The following is a 19,031-nucleotide window of genomic DNA, read 5'->3' as shown; positions in this document are numbered from 1 at the left end:
GAGTGGAGCCGAACAGCATGAACCATACCATCTTGATTGTTGACGATGAGGAATCGATTCGTACCAGTTTGCGGGGCATTCTGGAAGATGAGCAATATGCAGTCCTGGAGGCTCCCTCTGGTGAAGCCGCTCTGGAACTGTTAAGCACCCACCCTGTTTCTGCTGTCCTGCTGGACATCTGGATGGATGGTATCGATGGGGTGGAGACCTTGCGTCGTTTCAAGCAACAGGAGATTGGCAAAGAGCTCAATGCAGATGTGCCTGTGATCATGATGTCGGGACACGGCACAATCGAAACAGCGGTTACTGCAACCAAAGAAGGAGCCTATGATTTTCTGGAAAAACCGCTCTCTTTGGATCGGATTCTGCTGCTTTTAGGCCGGGCGATTCGCGAATGGCTGCTGCTCCGGGAAAACCGTGCCTTGCGGGCACGGATTGAAAATGCCCCCGCGATGATCGGTACCGCACCGGTGATGCAGGCTTTGGAGCAACAGATTCGCCGCATGGCTCCCACCGATGGCTGGGTTTTGTTGATTGGAGAAAATGGTACGGGTAAAGAGGTGGCGGCACGTCGGGTACATGAACTCTCCAAACGCGCCAACGCCCCCTTCATTGCTGTCAATTCGGCGGCCATTCCCGAAAAAGCAATTGAAACCGAACTGTTTGGCCGGGAAAAAAGCGGACCAGACGGCACCACCATTGTGCAGCCAGGACGCTTTGAACAGAGCAATCATGGCACACTGTTTCTGGATGCTGTTGGTGATATGCCACTGAAAATGCAGGCAAAAATCTTGCGCGCCCTCCAGGAACAACAGATTGAACGGGTGGGAGGGCAACAGCCGATACGGGTGGATGTGCGGGTTATCGCCGCCACCAATAAAAATTTGGAGGAAGAGATTGCCGAAGGACGTTTTCGCCAGGATCTCTATTATCGGCTGAATGTCATCCCGCTGCATATTCCGCCCTTGCGGGAACGCTTGGAGGATATTCCGCTTCTGGTGGAACATTTTATTGCCATGCAGCAGGCCAATATGGTGCAAACCCGGCATTTTTCTGCCGAAGCGTTGGCTACCATGCAAAATTATCATTGGCCGGGCAATGTACGGGAGCTGAAAAATCTGGTAGAGCGTTTGCTGATCATGGCCAGCGGTGAACGGATTGAACCCAGCGACCTGCCCGATTTTCTGTACAAGCGGGAGCTGCCGGATGTGGGCCAACCGTGGCAGGAGCTGTTGGAACACAATCTGCGTGATGCCAGAGAGATGTTTGAACGGGTCTATTTGCAGGCACAATTGGATCGGCAACAGGGCAACATCTCCCGTACTGCCGAAGTTATCGGTATGGAGCGTTCGGCTCTGCATCGCAAATTAAAGATTTTGGGATTGGGCTAAACCGCAAGCCATTAGCGATTGCAGGAACCAAATTGGCTGCGCAAATTGCTGACATTGGGAATATGAATGGTGTGACCGGCTACCCGTATCAAACCCCGTTCCGCCAAATCACGGAGCAGACGGGAGAAAGAGGCCGGTTGCACAGAGATGTGGGCTGCCAACACCTGTTTCGGAATGGTGAGGGTCACCTCTGCCGAGCCTTTTTGCTCTTCAGGAACATGTTCCAGCAGATAACGCACAAAACGACAGGGAGCGTTTTGCAGAGTAATGCCATCAATCTCTTGCAATTGGCTTTGCAGGCGGCAGCTCAGCAACCCCAGCAAGCGAAACGTGGTCTCCGGCGACTCGCGCAATATCTTCAAAAATACCGAACATTTGAACGAATAGATATCGCTGGTCTGCAGTGCAGCCGCATGCACCGGATAGCGTCCTTTTTTCAAAAACATCAGCGCCTCGCCAAAGGTCTGACCCGAATTGACAATGCGCAATACCTTCTCCTGCCCTTCGTCCGAGAGCAGAAACAGCTTGATCATCCCCCGTGCCACCATAAAAAAACGATCGGCGGCATCGTGTTCAGCAAACAAATATTCATCCCGTTTCAGAGTGATAATCGAGGCTTCCTTGCGAAGACTCTCCCATTGTACGGGAGAAAGGGCGGAAAAAAGCTCTGATTGGCGGATGATGGACTCTTTGAAGGAGGAACGTGCCATACCGTTGTCCTTTGCCATAAAAAACACGAACTTGCAACACGTGTTCCCGTTGTACAACCGGTCTAGGATGTTGACATGCTCACCAGACAATAGCAAGGCATTGTCTGAACATACTGTTTCTTTTCCATTCTTGCAGGCAGGGCAAGCGCATTCCAGACAATGGCAAGGCATTGTCTGAACATACTGTTTCTTTTCCATTCTTGCAGGCAGGGCAAGCGCATTCCAGACAATAGCAAGGCATTGTCTGAACATACTGTTTCTTTTCCATTCTTGCAGGCAGGGCAAGCGCATTTGCCAATTTCCTCACTGTTGCCACAAGCGAAACGGTGCATGTCGGGCGTCCGCCCTCCCAGAGCGTGCCCCTCCGGGGCACAAATTTGTGCGGCGTGCGCGAATGCTTCGCATTCGCTTCTGCTGAAACGCCGCACATTTCCAGCAGGGCTTTGCCCTGCACCCACCAGGAGGAGATAATCTCCTCCTGGACCTCCATAATAATTTTCTGATTTTCAAATGCGATTGCCCTGATCTTGCAGGAGCTTTGCTGCTGGGGCATGGTATGATACAGTTTGCAAAGAAATAGAATAATCTCCAATTGCCTGTATGGTTGACGAGCACCCACCATGAGCATCTCCCTGCCCACCACGCACCCTTTTGCACCTGGTCGCATCCGTGTGGCGATTAGCGCCTGTCTGCTGGGCATTCCGGTGCGATATGATGGCGGCCATAAAGAGAATCCGCTGTTGACCAACTCTCCCCTGACCGCACACATGCAGTGGATCCCCTTTTGCCCAGAGCAGGAGTGCGGTTTGGGCACACCTCGAGAGCCGATGCAATGGCAAGGTGATCCCTTGCAACCACGCCTGCGTGCTCTGCACAGCCAGCGCGATTATACCCAACAACTGCAGCAGTGGTGTACACGACAGGTGCGCTTGCAACGGCATGCTGGAATTGCCGGTTGGCTCTTGAAAAGTCGTTCGCCCTCGTGCGGCGTAACTGGAGTAGAGATTCAACAAGCTCCCGGGCAACCTCCGCATCGCAGCATCGGTCTTTTTCCCCGTCTGCTGTTGGCCAGCAAGCCACAAGCTGTCATTACCGAAGGGGATTTATTGCAGGATGAACCGGCATTGGTGCATTTTTTGAGTCGGCTTGCACCCGCAACCTACTATGCTTGCAGCCACTCTGCGGATTAGGCTGCGATGATCCATATTTCAGGAGGAGTATGGCGTGGACGCCGCCTGGCGGTACCCAATGAACCGTGGATTCGCCCCACCATGGGTAAAATTCGCCTGGCTCTCTTTACACTTTTACAACCCTATCTGGCGGAAAGTCGTGTCCTGGATCTCTTTTCGGGATGCGGCTTGCTGGGTCTGGAAGCACTCAGTCGCGGCGCCAGAGAGGTTTTTTTTGTAGACCAGCAACAGAAAGCCGTGCAATCGATCGCAAAAAACGTCACCTTATGCGGCGTCCGCCAGCAGTGCACTCTGATTCAAGGAGATCTGCTGCAGGAGCGGACCTGGAACAGAATTGCTCTGGAAGAGTCGCCAGCCTCGCTTTGCCCCCCATTGCACCAAAAACGCTTCGATCTGGTGTTGATGGATCCCCCTTATCGGCAAGGTTGGATACCGCTCATGGTGCAACGTTTGCGGCAGAGTGACCTGTTGGCTCCCGGTGCAATTGTCGCGGCTGAACAAGAGGCACTGGCAGAGGCTGTTGCCGTAGAAGAGTGGCTGCTGCTGCAGAATCGCCGTTATGGCGATACCCGTATCACAGTTTGGCAGCACACCGCGGTCGCAAAACAGAGTGACAAGGGTGTCGCGTGCTGACCCACGAAGGCAAGCAGAACAGCTTGAAGATATTGCTTGTCTTTTGCTGTAGCGACGATGATGCTGCATGCCTGACCGAACGACAATGTGCGCCATGCCACTCGTGCCAGGTGTAGCAAAATCCGGCGCCATATGTACAAGTGATTTTTACTTGACTCCTCAGCAGGAGAAATCATGCCTAGAATTGCAGTCTATCCCGGTACCTTTGATCCGGTTACCCTCGGACATATCGATCTGATTCAACGAGGCGCCACTCTGTTTGATCAATTGATTGTCGCAGTCGCCATCAATACCAGTAAAGAGGCGCTCTTTTCTGTGCCCGATCGCATCCGTTTCCTGGAAAAACAGACCTGTACCATGAATAATGTCGCAGTCTGCAGCATGGATGGCCTGTTGGTGGAGTTTGTACGGCAGCGGCAGGCAGGTTTTATTCTGCGCGGTTTGCGCGCCATCTCCGATTTTGAGTATGAGTTTCCGATGGCGGCCATGAACCGCAAACTCAATGCCCATGTCGAAACCGTCTTTTTGATGGCTGGAGAGTCAACCACTTTTATCTCTTCCCGGCTGGTCAAAGAGATTGCTACCATGGGTGGTGATGTCAGCCCCTTTGTCCCCCCCTGGGTGGTACCGGAGCTGCGTCAGCGTCTTGCACACGGGAGCAGATGATCAATCCTTGAAAAAGCTCTATATCAAAAACTTCGGCTGCCAGATGAATGAATATGATGCAGCCAGAATTGTCGATCAACTGCAGGTCAACTGCGGCTACCAACAGACCGACACCCCCGAACAGGCCGATCTGATTCTGTTCAATACGTGTCATATTCGGGAAAAGGCGGAAGAAAAGCTTTTTTCCGAACTGGGCCGTTTGCATAAATTGGTCAACACTGCCCGGCACAATGCGGGTCTGCCACCTGCCTTGTTTGCAGTCGGCGGTTGTGTTGCCCAGGCCAGTGGGGAAGAGATCTTTCGCCGTGCCCCTTTTGTGCGTCTGGTCTTTGGTCCACAAACCTATCATCGTCTACCGATCATGTTGTCCCGCTTGGAACGCGAAGGGGGACAGCTTTGTGATGCTGAAATTGCTCCCGAATCCAAATTTGATGAGCTGCCGCAAAGCCAAAATGTCGGAGCGATTGCTTCGGTGACGGTGCAGGAGGGGTGCAATAAATTTTGTGCCTTTTGTGTGGTGCCCTATACCCGTGGCCGCGAGTGGAGTCGCCCGGTACAGGATATTCTGCAGGAGGTGCGTCACCTGGCAGGTCAGGGAGCCAAAGAGATTCAACTGCTCGGTCAGAATGTCAACGCCTATCAGGGTATGGATGCCACAGGAGTGGTCCATGATCTGGCACTGTTGATTCGCCAGGTTGCCCTGCTGCCTGGCGTGCAACGGATACGTTTCGTCACCTCGCATCCTGCAGACATGAATGAGGATCTGGTGGATATTTTTGCTGATATTCCCCAATTGTGCACCTATTTTCACCTGCCGGTACAGAGCGGTTCGGATCGTATATTGCAGCGCATGGGCCGAGGACATGATCGGGCGGAATATCTCTCATGGATTCGCAAACTGCGGGCGGTTCATCCTGACATGGCCATTGCATCCGATTTTATAGTCGGCTTTCCTGGGGAAACAGAAGAGGATTTTCAGGAGACTCTGCGTTTGGTAGAGGAGGTCTCTTTTGATCATGCCTACTCCTTCTGCTACTCTGCCCGCCCTGGAACAGAGGCGGCCAACATGGCCGATGCCGTTCCTCCCGAAATCAGCAGCGCGCGTTTGGCACGTCTGCAAGAGCGACTGAATGCCCACCAACTGCAGCGCAACCAACAACGAGTAGGACGCATCGAATCAGTACTGGTCGAAGGTGTGGCCAAAAAAGGCAGCGGCGAATTGAGTGGACGGACGCCTGGCTTTCGCAAAGTCAATTTTCCTGGCCCTGTGGAATGGATTGGACACATTGTGCCGGTACGTATCAGTGAAGGTTTTGCCAATTCACTGCGCGGCCACTGCGCTACACCTCCTGCACTCTGAGTGCTGCAACCGCCCATGCCCAAAAACCCGGTGCACAAGCTATTGACAGAAAAGATTGAATTTCCAGATAATCGCTTGCTGGTGCAACTGCGTGGTGCCTTGGATCATAATCTGCGACATTTGGAGCAGCAACTGCAGGTGACGCTGCTGCCACAAGGCAATGGCGTGCTGATCACCGCCGATCGAACGCGCGCAAAAAAGGTACGACAGTTGCTAGAAACTCTTTATGCAGATCTGGAACAAGGGCATCCTGTTGACCATCATTGGGTAGAACGGGGTATTCGTGCCTTGGATGACACTGAATCCTGGCACGCACCCGCTCTGCACAAAACAGCTCATGCCCTGCCACCAAGTGGCGAGGTGGCACTGCGCACACCGCGACGCCAGATCTACCCACGGACGAATAAACAAAGCGAATATCTGCGTGCCTTGCAGCAAGCAGATTTGACCTTTGCCATCGGACCGGCGGGCACAGGAAAAACCTATCTGGCGGTTGCTGCTGCGGTCACCCAATGGTTGGATGGTCGCGTGGCACGAATTGTTTTGACCCGCCCTGCTGTGGAAGCAGGTGAACGGTTGGGATTTTTACCGGGTGATCTGCAGGCCAAGGTGGATCCCTATCTGCGACCGTTGCACGATGCGCTGTATGCCATGCTCGGCCCGGAAAAGGTCGAACGGATGCTTTCGCGTAACGAACTGGAGGTGGCACCTTTGGCCTATATGCGCGGACGCACCTTGGATGAATCTTTTATCATTCTGGATGAGGCACAAAATACCACCACCGAGCAGATGAAAATGTTTTTAACCCGCTTTGGTGAAGGCTCGCGTGCCGTCATCTCCGGGGATATTACCCAGATCGATTTGCCGAAAGGGCAACCATCCGGTCTGGTGCAAGCGGCCAAAATTTTGCAAAATATACCAGAGGCCGTTTTTGTTTATTTCACACATCAGGATGTGGTACGCCATCCGCTGGTGGGCAAGATTGTCCAGGCTTATGAACAAGCACAAGCCGGACAACGCAAAAAAGAGCTTGCTCGCCTGGCGGAGGATTAGCCCCCTGCCATTGTCCGGGAGACAGGATTGTTCAAACTCTGGCAAGACCTTGTTGACTTTTGCTTCAATCAAAAACAAAACCTGCGCGACACCCAGCGCAGTGAGATCACCGGTATGGGTGACTTTAACTTTCCTCGCATTGTTCACCTCCTCTCTTTTACTTTGCTGCTGCTCATCCTGACCCTGGTCTATTCACCAGTGGTGCTGCGCCCTCCCTATTTACCGGAAGTGGGGGAGGTGGCGATTCGCAACATCAAAGCCAACCGCGATCTGCTGGTTGAGGATGTGGAGACCACCACGCAAAGACGACAACAGGCCGCCAGTAGTGTACCACCCGTATATGATTGGGATAACGGGATGATCGACACCATCATCCTGCAATTGGATGAGGCGTTAGCCTGGCTGGATAGTGTACGCAGCATGCACAACATCGGCAGCAATGATGGCAATCAGGAAAGCCGTGCTGGTACAGATAACAAAGCACTCCTGGGCAAAGCCCTGCGTGACAGTCGCAGAGACAGCTTTACCCAACGCCTGGAAGAGGAGATCCCGGAGGCTGCCTATCAAGCGCTACTCAACATGCCGCAGTTGAAAAACTTGCGCAGCTCCATTCATACTTGGCTGGGCAATCTGAAAAATCAAGCGGTGGTGGAAGGCTCTGAGTTGCTGGATGAACTGGCCCGTATGCCATTCTATGTGGTGCGTTCCCTGAATGATGGTTCGGAACGACAAGCCACTGACACCTCTGAACTGCTGGATATGGCTGGAATGCGCCGTTTGATGGAAGAAAAACTGCATCATACGTTAGGTGAATATCCTGGTGAGGTGCGTCATTGGCTTTTGGAAGAGGCACGCGCACAACTCCGACCCAATCTTGTCTACAACTATAGTGAAACCCACGCCCGCCGAAAATTGGCCCATGATGCGGTCGAACCGGTCTATTTGCAGTCCCGACATGGGCAGATGGTGGTACGCGAAGGCACCATAGTCACCGAGGAGATGCGCACCAAACTGGAAGCGATGCACCAGCACCAATGGACCAACTCCATGCTCTGGCGCACCTTGGGGTTAATGTTTGCCCTGGGGGGATTATTGCTGGTCGGTCGCTGGTTTATCCTGATCACCTCGACCTCTTTTCCCCGTGATCAACGCACCTTTTATCTTTTGGGTGCGATTATTTTGATCTCCTCGCTGTTGTCAACCGTCACTTTGGCCACCGGTCAAGGGGTGGTGGAACTGTTGGGTTGGCCCGCCAATATGGTGATCTATCTGCCTCTGGCTGCCATGGGTTCGGCGTTGACCTCTCTGACTGTGGGAGCCCGGGCGGGCATCCCAGGTGGCTCGGTGGTAATCGGCATTATTCTCTCTTTGTTGGGAGCCCTGGTCACCAATGGCGGCTTGCCGCTCTTTGTCTATTTTATTATTGGTTCACTGGTTGGCGGAGCCACTTTGCGCGCCTGTCGCCGTCGTTTTGATGTCCTCTTTGCTGGGGTCAAAATTGGTATCGCCCAAGCTCTGACCGTTCCTGTCATCGAACTGCTCACCGGCAATGAACCCTCCTGGACCTGGATAACCGGTATCCTGATGGCCATGGCCAGTGGTCTGCTGCTGGGTTTATGGGCGCTGGCTCTGATTCCGCTGCTGGAGTTTCTCTTTAACATCACCACCGACTCCCGCTTGACCGAATTGGCTTCGGGTGACCATCCTCTGATTCGCGAACTCTCCCTGCACAGTCCGGGCACCTATCACCACTCGGTCATGATGGGCAACCTTGCCGAAGCTGCCGCCGAAAGCATCCAAGCCAATCCCCTCCTGGCCAGGGTGATGGCTCTCTACCATGATATCGGCAAAATGCACTCCCCTCACTATTTTATCGAAAACCAATCCGGGGAGAATCGCCACGATCAACTGACCCCCTCCATGTCTACCAAAGTGATCATGGCCCATGTCAAAGTCGGGCTGGAGTTGGCGCGCAAATATAAATTGGGTGGCTTTATCCAAGAGGCCATAGCCACCCATCATGGCACCTCGCTGCTGCAATATTTTTATAACCGCGCCCTCAATCAAGCCAACGAACGTCATGAAACCATCTCTCCCGAAGAGTATCGCTATCCGGGACCACGTCCTCGCTCACGCGAGGCGGGAATCCTGATGTTGGCTGATTCGGTCGAGGCCGCTTCGCGTACTTTGAAAAATCCGGTACCTGCACAAATTCAAGCGCTGGTAAAACGGATTGTCGGCAATAAAATCCGTGAAGGCCAACTGGATGAGTGTACCTTGACCTTGCGTGAAGTGGCGCGCATCGAAGAGGCTTTCACTCGCGTCTTGACCTTGGGCTTCTACCATCATCGCATCGAATATCCCGACCAAGCCAATCTTCTGAAACTGGCCCACTCTAAACAGGCGGTTATGCGCAACCATGGCAAAGGTTCTTATTCAGCACGCATCCACTCAGTGGCCTCCCATTGACAAAAGCATCCGCAAAGCAGCCAAATTGACTTTGTCGGAGCAAAGAAAGGGCAAAAAGTGTGAAGTCAGTATTCTGCTGACTGATGACAACCATATCCGTCAGCTCAACCGACACTTTCGCCAACAAGATAAAGCCACCAATGTGCTCTCTTTTGCCTTGCAAGAGGGCGAGGCAAGCGGTGTGAAAGAGAATAAACGACTTCTGGGTGATGTGGTCTTGGCCTATCAGACCATCGAACAGGAGGCCACTGAGGCTCCCATATCTTTTCTGGAGCATACCATGCACCTGGTAGTGCATGGCCTTTTGCATCTTTTGGGCTATGATCATGAACGTTCAGAGAAAGAAGCAGAACGTCAAGAAAAGAAGGAGATCGCCATTTTAGCACAATTGGGTATCGCCAATCCCTACGCTCTCCGAGAAACAGTATGAGAGCTCTTCTTCCCTCCTTGCTGGCCTTATTGGCAGGCGGCATCTCCATTTGGGAGTTTCCTTCTGCCCTCACACCGTTCACCGCCACGCTTGGCTTGACTCTATTGCTGATTCTGCTCTCTGGCAGCTCTACCCGGCAGAGTGCCTGGTTGGCCTTTCTCTTTGGGCTGAGCCATTTTACTCTCGGCTTTTCCTGGTTGCTGACCAGCTTGCAGCAGTTTGGTGGGATTGCTCCCCCCCTTGCCCTCTTGATGTTGGTGGCACTCTCTGCCTTGATGGCGCTCTATCCGGCCATGTTCGGCGCCCTGCTCCCCACTCTGGCTCCGCGCCCGCATTTGTTGCCTTTGGCAGCTCCGGCACTTTGGGTTCTCTGTGAATGGTTACGCACCCATCTGTTTACCGGATTTTCCTGGAATTTGCTGGGTTATGGTTGGAACAACTGGGAAAATATTCTGCAAATTGCCGATCTGGGCGGCATCTATCTGCTCTCCTGGTTGATGTTGCTCCCGGCAGCACTGTTTGCCTCTTTATGGTTGCGCCGCCCTCCTCTGCAACGCATCGCCAGTGAAACTGCCGCTCTCCTCCTGTTGTTACTGCTGTTGTCCGGCTATGGCCATTGGCGGCTTGCCGACTCCGCGACACTCAACAATAGCGCACAAGCAGCCATTCGCGTGGCTATCGTGCAGGGTAATATTCCCCAACAGCTAAAATGGGCCACCAGCCAACAACAAGAGACTCTGGAGCGCTATCTGCGGATGAGCCTGGAGATCCCCCGCCCGGTAGATCTGGTTGTCTGGCCGGAAACCGCCATGTCCTTTTTTTTCCGCGCCAAACCAGACTATCTGCAGCGCATTGCCCAAACCAGTCAACAGATCCAGGCACCGATTTTGACCGGAGCACCGAGCATCGACCGCACTGGCGAGGAGGAGCCTTGGCGCTATTTCAACAGCATGCTGCTTCTGGATGAAAGTGGCTCTCTGGAACAGCGCTATGACAAGCACCATCTGGTTCCCTTTGGCGAATTTATTCCCTTCCGTCATTTGGTACCCGCCACTTTTCAAAAATTTACTGAGGGAACCGAAGATTTTTCCAGTGGTCCTGGTCCAGTCGCTCTCCCTTGGCACAAAGGAGATATTGGTCCCTTGATCTGCTATGAGGCCATCTTTCCTGATGAAGTACGCACCCTGGCGGCTACTGGGGTCAAATGGTTGGTCAATATCACCAACGATGGCTGGTTTGGCGAAAGCGCTAAACCACAACATTTGGCCATGGTCCGTCTGCGGGCCATTGAAAATCGTTTACCGATGATTCGGGCTGCCAATACCGGCATCTCCGCGGTTATAGATCAATGGGGCCGGGAGTTGGGCCGTATTGCTGCCAATCAAACCGACAGCTTGGTGGTGACAGTACCTGCTGGCAGTGCCAATTCGTTTTATACCCGTTTTGGTGGCTGGTGGCTGGCGCTCTGGTTGCTGTTGCTCCTGCTCGCTTATCTGCGCAAAAATGCCGAGTAGGATTTGTCCTCCTACTGGTTGCGGCTGCTCGTTTTTCTGCCTTACAACAGCAAACAGCTTGTGGATTGTTCTTTTTGCTTAAAAGCTCCAGGAAGGGATATCGCTCCTCCTGGAGAGTGTTCTGAGAGATCGTTAGGACTCTTTTTTTCCGCACCCCTCTTCCAGTCAAAAGATGTTTTGTCTGAAAGAGAGCCGTGCAGCGCGCGAACAGCCTGCTTGCTGCATCCAGGTTGGGGCTGCCTCCTGGATGGGGGACAACTATTTGGCAGCCTCACTCTGGAGTTTGCGTTCCCGCTCTTCCAGACGTTGTTTTTGCTCCTGAAGTTTTTGCAACTTTACCCGTTTCTCTTCCGTCTCGCGCCGCTTACCTACCTGTTCCCGACACCCCTTCATCATCTCCCGGCTGGTTGCCGCTTCGACACAGGCCAATAATGTCTTCAAATCCTCTATTTTACGCGCTTTTGCCCTCTCAAAATTGGCTTCTGAGTTGGCCCCTTTCTCGCGCACAGCACCCTCTTTTTCCGCAGTACCCACACCAGGTACCAACACCAACAACAGCGCCAATGATAACAGCATCCGCTTCATGCAACATTCTCCTGAACAAAATGGAATAAGCCGAGTCAGAATACTCTAAAACTCCTAGCCAAAAAAGTACTTTTCGTGCCATTTACCAAATTGATCATACAGTGCCTTTGTCACAAATGAAATATTAATGTGTAGTCAACCACTGTTCCGGCAGCATCTTTTGTTGCAACAACTCCAGCAGTTGCTCTTCATCGATCACGCGCACCCCTTTGGCCTCAGCCTGCTGGCGCTTGCTCCCCGGTGCCGCACCAGCAATCAATAAAAAGGTGCGATCGGAGACAGAGCCAGAGACACGCGCTCCCAACCCCTCTAAACGGGCTTTGGCCTCCTGACGGGTCATGGCAGACAAACTCCCCGTAAGAACCACCGTCTTACCCGCCAAAGGTTGCTCTCCTCCCCTATTTTCAATGGGCATCTGCCACCAATGCGTGTTGTCAATCTCTTGCAAGCGTTGCAGTAGAGCAAGATTGAGCTCCTCACGACAAAATTGCCATACCTGCTCCGCAACCACCGTACCCACTTCAGCAACTCCCTGCAACTGCTCACGACTGGCCTGTTGCAACGCCTGCCAGTTACCAAAATGTCGCGCCAGATTCAGGGCTGTGGTCTCCCCCACTTCACGAATCCCCAAAGCAAAGAGAAACTGTCCCAAATGACGCTGTTTGGCCGCCTCAATGGCCGCGAGCAGATTATCCACCGATTTTTCGCCTAATCGCTCCAAGCCACGCAGATGCTCCCGCTGCCGATGCAGATGAAAAAGATCGGCCACATCCTGCAGCAAACCCTCTCGCAACAACAGTTCAATCAAACGCTCTCCCAGACCATCTATATCCATGGCCCGCCGGGAGACAAAATGTTTAATCGCCTCCTTGCGTTGCGCCGGACAACCCCACCCGGAAAGACAGCGCAAAGCCACTTTACCCTCTTGCTGTTGCACCGCACCCGCACAGACCGGACAACGATCAGGAAGGGGTACCTCTTGCGCATCCACTGGCCGGGCGCTCTGCACCACGCCAACCACCTCTGGAATCACATCACCGGCGCGGCGCACAATGACCGTATCACCGATGCGCACATCCTTAAGCGCCAGCTCCTGAAAATTATGCAGCGTGGCATTGGTAATGGTCACCCCACCTACATTGACCGGCTGTAAGCGTGCTACCGGTGTCAACACCCCGGTACGTCCCACCTGCACATCCACCGCCAACAAGCGCGTCGCCTCTTCTCGTGGTGCAAATTTATGCGCTGCCGCCCAACGCGGGGAACGCGCCAGAGAGCCCATGCGCTCTCGATCCGCCAGACAATCCACCTTGTAGACAACCCCATCGACCTCATAAGGTAGCTCGTCACGCTGTTGCAGCAGCTCCTGATAATAGTGCAGACAGCCGGCAACCCCTTGCACTTGCCGCCACAAGGGACAGACTGGCAAACCCCACTCCTGAAAAGAGCGTAAAAGCAACGCATGACTCTCTGGACGCTCCCCCTGCCATTGCCCATAGCCATGGGCAAAAAAATGCAAAGGACGCTGAGCGGTAATCGCCGCATCCAATTGGCGCAAGCTTCCTGCCGCCGCATTGCGCGGATTGGCAAACGGCTTTTCAGCACGGGCCCGTGCCTGCTCATTCCACTCTGCAAATCCCGCCAAGGGCATATAGACCTCGCCGCGCACCTCAAGCATTGTCGGCACTGCCTGCCCCCGCAACTCTCCCGGCACAGCGGCAATGGTACGCACCTGCTCGGTAATCTCCTCACCCACACTGCCATCGCCCCGTGTTGCCGCGCGCATCAAGTGCCCCTCAACATAGAGCAAGGAGACGGCTACCCCATCCAACTTTGGCTCGGCCACATAGAGAATCTCTCGCGCACTGGCCAAAGCCTCGCGCAGGCGCCGATCAAACCCTTCTACATCCTCAGGCACAAACAGATTGTCCAAGGAGAGCATAGGCAGTGCATGCCGCACTGCGCCAAAACGGTTGCTGGTTTTGGCACCGACTCGCTGCGTAGGTGAATCGTCACTTTTCCATTGCGGATAGCGTTGCTCCAGTTGTATCAGTTCCGCAAACAGACGATCATAATCGCTATCGGTCAGTTCAGGATCATCAAACAAGTAATAACGTTCATTATGATGGTGCAACTGCTGACGTAACGCCTGCAGTCGTTGCCACGCTTCCTGTTCTGCAGCATTCATGGTGCGCCCTCCAGGGCAAGCTGGGCTGAACCGTGTGCAGAGACCCAGCGATGAAGTCGGTTGATAATATGTTTCTGCTCCCTGTCGTCGAGAGCAGCATGACAGGGTATGGCCAAACGCTGTCCATTGAATGCCTGCCAGCCTGGCCAATAGGCTCCCTCTGCCGGCAGGGTAAACCAGCAGGGTGGGGCAGCAGAGATGGCCACCCGTTGCAAATAGCCCTGCAACTGCTGACGCAGGGAGAGTGAAGCAAGGCGCAAGCCATAGAAGGGCCAACAACGATCCCTTTGCTGCCCTTGTGGCAATTGCCAGCACCCCTGCCCACGCAACAACTGCTGATAGCGTGTCCACAACTCTTGCCGCCGCTGCCAGCGCTGTGGCAAGGAGCGCCATTGCGCAATACCTACGGCACAGGCCACAGGGGTGGGGATGCGTTGCCGCAACGTGCGCAATTGTGCATACAGTGCTGCATCATCTGTCAACAACAGAGCGCTGCCACCGGCAGCCAGCCATTGATTACCTCCAGCAAAATAGAGTTGGATGCACCCCTCTCCGCCGCGACCATTGGCAAGCGGAGTGGCAGAGATCTCCTCGATGCACAGTTGTTGGCTCTGTTTTGTATCGGGCATCGGCCAGCCTCTCGACTGCAGAGCTATGGAGAGCTCTGGCACAACCATCCCCTGTCTATCGATAAAAGGAGGCCGCAGCTCACCACTGCACGGTTGCAGATCCGGCCAGCAGGGCCAAAGAGAGTTGGCGCTGACCGCCTCCTGCCAAATCGGCTCCAGAAACGGATCCAAGGCAAAGGGCTGCCCGGGTGGCCAGGCAAACAACAAACGCAATGAACGCAACAACTCCTCTGGATCGGCAAAGGCCAGAGCAAAGCGTTGCCACTCTTTCTCCCACAACCCTTCCCACTGAGAGAGAGTCTGCTGATCGACAAAAGGAGCGTGGCGCAGTTGCTGCTGCACTGCCAGCAGGTCATGGTCTGTCAACTCTGCCTGCCATAACAACACTTTATGCCGTGCCATGCACTACCCCCACCCATACCATAGAACTGCTGAAGCATAAAACAGAGACAGGCAACCCAAGAGATCGCAAATTACCGATGCCTTTGCCCTCTGCACCAACACAGTGCAGGGGTTGTTTCATACCAAGTAACTATTCAGGTTCGTGCTGGCTCGCCAGCTCTACCCCCATGGGGATGCTGTGCGAATTGGCGCAAATAGGCGCGCCAATCCGCACAGCTTGCTTCCATTGGGCGCTTAAACCGACGCAAAAAGCGCGTCGGCTTGGTGTGTAAAGCGCGCCAAAGGCAAAAGATTAGTAACTATTCAGGTTTGTGCTGGCTCGCCAGCTCTACCCCCATGGGGATGCTGTGCGAATTGGCGCAAATAGGCGCGCCAATCCGCACAGCTTGCTTCCATTAGGCGCGCTGCGCCGACGCAAAAAGCGCGTCGGCTTGGTGTGTAAAGCGCGCCAAAAGCAAACGATTAAAAAATTAAGAGCAAAATCCCAGGGATTCCATCCCTGGACCCAGCCAGGGAGGTGCCCTCCCTGGACCCGCAGTTGTTTTGGGTGTGAATAGTTACCACAAATGGCTATCAAGGTAAAATCTGGGTAGGCACTCCATCCAAACTGAGCAGATTATTTTCCTCCCAATAGCGCCTGATCCCCTCCTCGCCCTTTTTTTCTGCCCAACGCAACATCTGTTGGCGCTCACCTTGAAAATCCATCAAAGGAACACCAAAACCACAGGAGCTGTGTACCAGATCAATATCCGCCACTATCACCTGTCGTTTTCCCGGCAAATCGGGAAAATGGGCCAACCAATGCGACCATTCGCTGTCTCTGGCATGATAGACCCTCCCCTGACCATAGAGTCGCACAATCCATGGTTGCGCCGTAAAACTGCAAAACATAAAGGTAATTCTGTTGTCGCTTAACAAATGCGCCGCCGTCTCATTGGCACTGCCGGTCAAATTCAGAAATGCCACACAACGCGCATCGATCACCCGAAAGGTATCAATCCCCTTGGGCGAAAGATTGATCCGCCCTTGCACAGGCGCGGTCGCCACAAAAAAGAGATGCTGCTGTTTGATAAATTCCTCTACCTTTGGATTGATCTCTGCATACAGTTCACCCATGATTGCTCTCTCCTTTCTCCTGCCTCTTGCTGACCACAACTGCCAACTCTGTTGCCACTTCCGCAAGCAGCGCTGCCCAATCATCTATTTGACGCTGGCGAAACAAACGCAGCACACCAGGATACCAGGGCGAATCATCCCGCTCCAGCAACCAGCGCCAGTCACTATCCCAGGCCGACAATAACAGCCAGCAGGGTTTTCCCAAAGCTCCAGCCACATGTGCCACTGCAGAATCCACTGTAATCAACAGATCCAATTGGGCAACAATGGCTGCCGTATCGGCAAAGTCCCGAATCATCGCTCCCAACGGCAACAGGGGCTGCTGGGCAGGGGCATGACTGGCCTCCTCCTCACCCTCACCCTTTTGCAAACTGATAAAGCTAACCCCTTTTACTGACCATAAAGGTGCCAACAAAGTCATATCTGGCAGAGAGCGATTGACATCGCGTGGCGTTGCCCGCCCGCGCCAAAACAGACCAACCCGCAGACCACGCCGAGGCAACAACGGGCGCCACCAACTGATGCGCTCTGCAGTGGCCTGCAAATAGGGTAATTGGTTGACCATGTTCTGCAGGGTAGTGGCAAAACAAATTGGCAATGACAACAAACTCACCCAATAATCATGCCGAGGATAGAGACTGACCTGCTCATAGGCCAAAACCTGGTCCACCCCTGGTAATGTGGCAAACAATGGCTTGAGCAACAATGAACAGAGCACCGTCACCCAAGTGGCTCCACGCTCCTTCAATAACGGTACATAGCGACAAAATTGAATCTGATCACCATAGCCCTGCTCTGGAGCCACGATGATCGATTTGCCAACCAATGACTCCCCCTGCCAACGCACAAACGGCAAATCCTCCACTTGTCGCCATTCTGCACTATTGATCTGCCAACGCACCTCATAGCAGGGCCATCCTTCGTGAAAACGTCCCAGCAACAGCAGCAACAGAGCTAAATTCCACTCTGCCTGCCGATAGTCGGGCTGCAACAACAAGGCCCGACGATAACACTCCTCGGCCTCCTTGTAGCGTCGCAACTCTTTCAACAAGTTGCCCAAATTGTTCAACGCCTCGGCATAGTCCGGCTGCAAGCGCAAGGCATCACGATAGCTTGCTTCAGCCTCTACGGCTCTCTTCTGTTCAAACAACAAAGATCCCAAATTGCAATAGGCTACCGCATACTGCGCATCCTGTTGCAAAGCTTGGCGATAATATTGTTCCGCCTCCTCTCCTCGACCCATCTCTTGCAACAAAACAGCGAGATTGTTATAAATTTCCACCCGCCCCCCTGAGAGAAGCAGCGCCTGCCGGTAAGCGCTCTCCGCTTCCGCATAACGTTTTAGCGTCTGCAGCAGCGTTGCCAAATTGTTATGATAGGTTGCATCATTACCTTGCAAGCGCAACGCTGACCGATAATGCTCTTCTGCTTCTGCATAACGGCTCATCTCCTTGAGCAAGGTGGCCCATTGGTTGTGCGCCTCTGCCATCGCCGGATGGATGATTAATAATTGCTGATAGAGAGCCTCTGCTTGCACATAATCCTTTTGCTGTTGCAGAAGCTTAGCCAAAGCAAAGAGTGCACCCTGATGATCCGCTTGCTGCTGCAATAATTGTCGATATTCCGCTTCAGCCTCTTGCCAATTGCCCCGTTGATGCCAAACCGAAGCCAAACCAAAACGGGCGTTTGGCGCCTGTGGAAAACGCTGCAAAGCCTGCTGATAGCAGGATTCTGCCTGGCTGAAACGCTTCTGCTCCAGAAGCAAAGAGCCAAAATTGCAATAGATTTCGACAGGAATCAGTTGCTGATCCAGTTGCAATGCCTGACGGTATAGCGCTTCCGCCTCCTCCTCCTTGTTTTGTTTGCGCAGCAGATTACCGAGATTGTTCAAAGCATCGCCATAGGCAGGCCGTACCAATAAAGCTTGACGGTAACACTCTTCTGCTGCACTCCAGCGGTTTTGTTGCAAATGCAGATTACCCAAATTATTATGCACTTCCGCATAATCCGGACGCAGACCAAGAGCCTTCTGCCAATACTCCTGGGCTTTTTCACTTTGCCCCAAACGAACATGACACACTGCCGCCAGATTGAATAGAGCGGCATCCTCCAGCCCCTGCTGCAATGCCGCTTCCGCTGCCTGTAAACACTCCTGCAGTTTACCTTCGGCATACCATTGGCGCAGTTGCAACAATAACGAATCGGGAGAGCTATGAACCGTTGCCTGCTCTGTACGGTTGCTCCCTGGCAACAATAATGGATCAGATCGTGCCGGAACTGTTGCTTGCTCTGTACGGTTGCTCCCTGGCAACAATAACGGATCAGATCGTGCCGGAACCGTTGCTTGCTCTGTACGGTTGCTCCCCTTGTTCGCCAAGCGTTCGCTCTTTTTGCGGGCCATTCCTCACCTCATACCAATTTGCAAGCAAATGAGTAGAAATACATTGCGGCGCTGCGCCAAGGCAAAAAACGCCTTGGCTTGTGGATAAAGCGCCGCTAAAAAGCAAAATCAAGATCTTGGAGGCTCCGCTTCCAATCCTCCGCCAGGAGGAGATGATCTCCTCCTGGAGCTCCTCAAAAATTTTTAGGCAGATTTTTTACCTGAACGAAGGCCAATTGGTATCAGTTGACTGGCAAAACCACAGATCTGACCGATTCCCCAAATAAAAAAACCCTCTCCCAAAGAACGGGAGAG

16 protein-coding genes are annotated in these 19,031 nt (G+C 53.4%); 9 read left to right on the top strand and 7 right to left on the bottom strand.

Annotation, left to right across the window (positions count from 1 at the left end; translation table 11 throughout):
• The first annotated feature begins 17 nt into the window (after nucleotides 1-17).
• Nucleotides 18-1,391 (top strand): sigma-54-dependent transcriptional regulator, encoded by a 1,374-nt coding sequence (locus EJP87_RS00105; protein ID WP_130469831.1) that lies wholly within the window; start codon nucleotides 18-20, stop codon nucleotides 1,389-1,391.
• 11 nt (nucleotides 1,392-1,402) lie between these two features.
• On the opposite strand, the gene EJP87_RS00100 is transcribed toward EJP87_RS00105, so the two are convergent.
• The gene (locus EJP87_RS00100; protein ID WP_193771005.1) at nucleotides 1,403-2,101 is read right to left on the bottom strand and encodes a Crp/Fnr family transcriptional regulator; all 699 of its coding nucleotides are present in this window, start codon (nucleotides 2,099-2,101) and stop codon (nucleotides 1,403-1,405) included.
• Between the two features lie 79 nt (nucleotides 2,102-2,180).
• Nucleotides 2,181-2,723, bottom strand: coding sequence for a hypothetical protein (locus tag EJP87_RS17525; protein WP_193771004.1), 543 nt, complete (start codon nucleotides 2,721-2,723; stop codon nucleotides 2,181-2,183).
• Between EJP87_RS17525 and EJP87_RS00095 the strand changes: the two genes are divergently transcribed.
• The 8 genes from EJP87_RS00095 (at nucleotide 2,722) to lnt (ending at nucleotide 11,416) form a co-directional block, all read left to right on the top strand.
• Complete coding sequence (locus EJP87_RS00095) at nucleotides 2,722-3,291, top strand: 2-thiouracil desulfurase family protein (protein WP_130469829.1); 570 nt, start codon at nucleotides 2,722-2,724, stop codon at nucleotides 3,289-3,291. The genes EJP87_RS17525 and EJP87_RS00095 overlap by 2 nt on opposite strands.
• Nucleotides 3,292-3,297: 6 nt before the next feature.
• Entirely contained in the window at nucleotides 3,298-3,924 is a 627-nt protein-coding gene (rsmD, locus tag EJP87_RS00090; protein ID WP_130469828.1) for a 16S rRNA (guanine(966)-N(2))-methyltransferase RsmD, read from the top strand.
• Nucleotides 3,925-4,098: 174 nt separating this feature from the next.
• Entirely contained in the window at nucleotides 4,099-4,590 is a 492-nt protein-coding gene (gene coaD, locus EJP87_RS00085; protein WP_130469827.1) for a pantetheine-phosphate adenylyltransferase, read from the top strand.
• A gap of 7 nt (nucleotides 4,591-4,597) precedes the next feature.
• Nucleotides 4,598-5,950, top strand: a complete 1,353-nt coding sequence (gene miaB / locus EJP87_RS00080) for a tRNA (N6-isopentenyl adenosine(37)-C2)-methylthiotransferase MiaB (protein WP_130469826.1) — start codon at nucleotides 4,598-4,600, stop codon at nucleotides 5,948-5,950.
• 15 nt (nucleotides 5,951-5,965) lie between these two features.
• Nucleotides 5,966-7,003: a PhoH family protein gene (locus EJP87_RS00075; protein ID WP_130469825.1), complete on the top strand. Its 1,038-nt coding sequence runs from the start codon at nucleotides 5,966-5,968 to the stop codon at nucleotides 7,001-7,003.
• Nucleotides 7,004-7,030: 27 nt separating this feature from the next.
• The gene (locus tag EJP87_RS00070; RefSeq protein WP_130469824.1) at nucleotides 7,031-9,472 is read left to right on the top strand and encodes an HD family phosphohydrolase; all 2,442 of its coding nucleotides are present in this window, start codon (nucleotides 7,031-7,033) and stop codon (nucleotides 9,470-9,472) included.
• Nucleotides 9,423-9,902, top strand: a complete 480-nt coding sequence (ybeY, locus tag EJP87_RS00065) for an rRNA maturation RNase YbeY (protein WP_130469823.1) — start codon at nucleotides 9,423-9,425, stop codon at nucleotides 9,900-9,902. The genes EJP87_RS00070 and ybeY overlap by 50 nt, the downstream gene beginning before the upstream one ends.
• On the top strand, nucleotides 9,899-11,416 hold the full coding sequence (lnt, locus tag EJP87_RS00060) for an apolipoprotein N-acyltransferase (RefSeq protein WP_130469822.1): 1,518 nt from the start codon (nucleotides 9,899-9,901) through the stop codon (nucleotides 11,414-11,416). The genes ybeY and lnt overlap by 4 nt, the downstream gene beginning before the upstream one ends.
• Nucleotides 11,417-11,674: 258 nt before the next feature.
• Here the strand turns inward: lnt and EJP87_RS00055 are convergent, their stop codons facing one another.
• From EJP87_RS00055 to EJP87_RS00035, 5 genes are all read right to left on the bottom strand, one after another.
• On the bottom strand, nucleotides 11,675-12,001 hold the full coding sequence (locus EJP87_RS00055; protein WP_130469821.1) for a hypothetical protein: 327 nt from the start codon (nucleotides 11,999-12,001) through the stop codon (nucleotides 11,675-11,677).
• Between the two features lie 124 nt (nucleotides 12,002-12,125).
• Nucleotides 12,126-14,189, bottom strand: coding sequence for an NAD-dependent DNA ligase LigA (ligA, locus tag EJP87_RS00050; RefSeq protein ID WP_130469820.1), 2,064 nt, complete (start codon nucleotides 14,187-14,189; stop codon nucleotides 12,126-12,128).
• Nucleotides 14,186-15,220 carry a DegT/DnrJ/EryC1/StrS family aminotransferase gene (locus EJP87_RS00045; protein WP_130469819.1) on the bottom strand — a complete coding sequence of 345 codons (1,035 nt, stop codon included), beginning with the start codon at nucleotides 15,218-15,220 and terminating at the stop codon, nucleotides 14,186-14,188. The genes ligA and EJP87_RS00045 overlap by 4 nt, the downstream gene beginning before the upstream one ends.
• 573 nt (nucleotides 15,221-15,793) lie before the next feature.
• A complete protein-coding gene (locus EJP87_RS00040; RefSeq protein ID WP_130469818.1) occupies nucleotides 15,794-16,336 on the bottom strand; it encodes a pyridoxamine 5'-phosphate oxidase family protein in 543 nt (180 codons plus the stop codon).
• Complete coding sequence (locus EJP87_RS00035) at nucleotides 16,329-18,737, bottom strand: tetratricopeptide repeat protein (RefSeq protein WP_130469817.1); 2,409 nt, start codon at nucleotides 18,735-18,737, stop codon at nucleotides 16,329-16,331. The genes EJP87_RS00040 and EJP87_RS00035 overlap by 8 nt, the downstream gene beginning before the upstream one ends.
• Nucleotides 18,738-19,031: the final 294 nt, after the last annotated feature.

Source organism: Candidatus Magnetaquicoccus inordinatus (genome assembly GCF_004217665.1).
GTDB lineage: Bacteria > Pseudomonadota > Magnetococcia > Magnetococcales > Magnetaquicoccaceae > Magnetaquicoccus > Magnetaquicoccus inordinatus.
This window is presented reverse-complemented; position numbering and strand designations above follow the sequence as displayed.

Bases quoted from the DNA above. Each gene is read 5' to 3' on its own strand.
- EJP87_RS00105 (WP_130469831.1), top strand. From the start codon at position 18: ATGAACCATACCATCTTGATTGTTGACGATGAGGAATCGATTCGTACC.
- coaD (WP_130469827.1), top strand. From the start codon at position 4,099: ATGCCTAGAATTGCAGTCTATCCCGGTACCTTTGATCCGGTTACCCTC.
- EJP87_RS00055 (WP_130469821.1), bottom strand. From the start codon at position 12,001: ATGAAGCGGATGCTGTTATCATTGGCGCTGTTGTTGGTGTTGGTACCT.
- ligA (WP_130469820.1), bottom strand. From the start codon at position 14,189: ATGAATGCTGCAGAACAGGAAGCGTGGCAACGACTGCAGGCGTTACGT.
- rsmD (WP_130469828.1), top strand. From the start codon at position 3,298: ATGATCCATATTTCAGGAGGAGTATGGCGTGGACGCCGCCTGGCGGTA.
- EJP87_RS00040 (WP_130469818.1), bottom strand. From the start codon at position 16,336: ATGGGTGAACTGTATGCAGAGATCAATCCAAAGGTAGAGGAATTTATC.
- EJP87_RS17525 (WP_193771004.1), bottom strand. From the start codon at position 2,723: ATGGTGGGTGCTCGTCAACCATACAGGCAATTGGAGATTATTCTATTT.
- EJP87_RS00045 (WP_130469819.1), bottom strand. From the start codon at position 15,220: ATGGCACGGCATAAAGTGTTGTTATGGCAGGCAGAGTTGACAGACCAT.
- EJP87_RS00035 (WP_130469817.1), bottom strand. From the start codon at position 18,737: ATGGCCCGCAAAAAGAGCGAACGCTTGGCGAACAAGGGGAGCAACCGT.
- ybeY (WP_130469823.1), top strand. From the start codon at position 9,423: ATGGCAAAGGTTCTTATTCAGCACGCATCCACTCAGTGGCCTCCCATT.
- lnt (WP_130469822.1), top strand. From the start codon at position 9,899: ATGAGAGCTCTTCTTCCCTCCTTGCTGGCCTTATTGGCAGGCGGCATC.
- EJP87_RS00075 (WP_130469825.1), top strand. From the start codon at position 5,966: ATGCCCAAAAACCCGGTGCACAAGCTATTGACAGAAAAGATTGAATTT.
- EJP87_RS00095 (WP_130469829.1), top strand. From the start codon at position 2,722: ATGAGCATCTCCCTGCCCACCACGCACCCTTTTGCACCTGGTCGCATC.
- EJP87_RS00100 (WP_193771005.1), bottom strand. From the start codon at position 2,101: ATGGCACGTTCCTCCTTCAAAGAGTCCATCATCCGCCAATCAGAGCTT.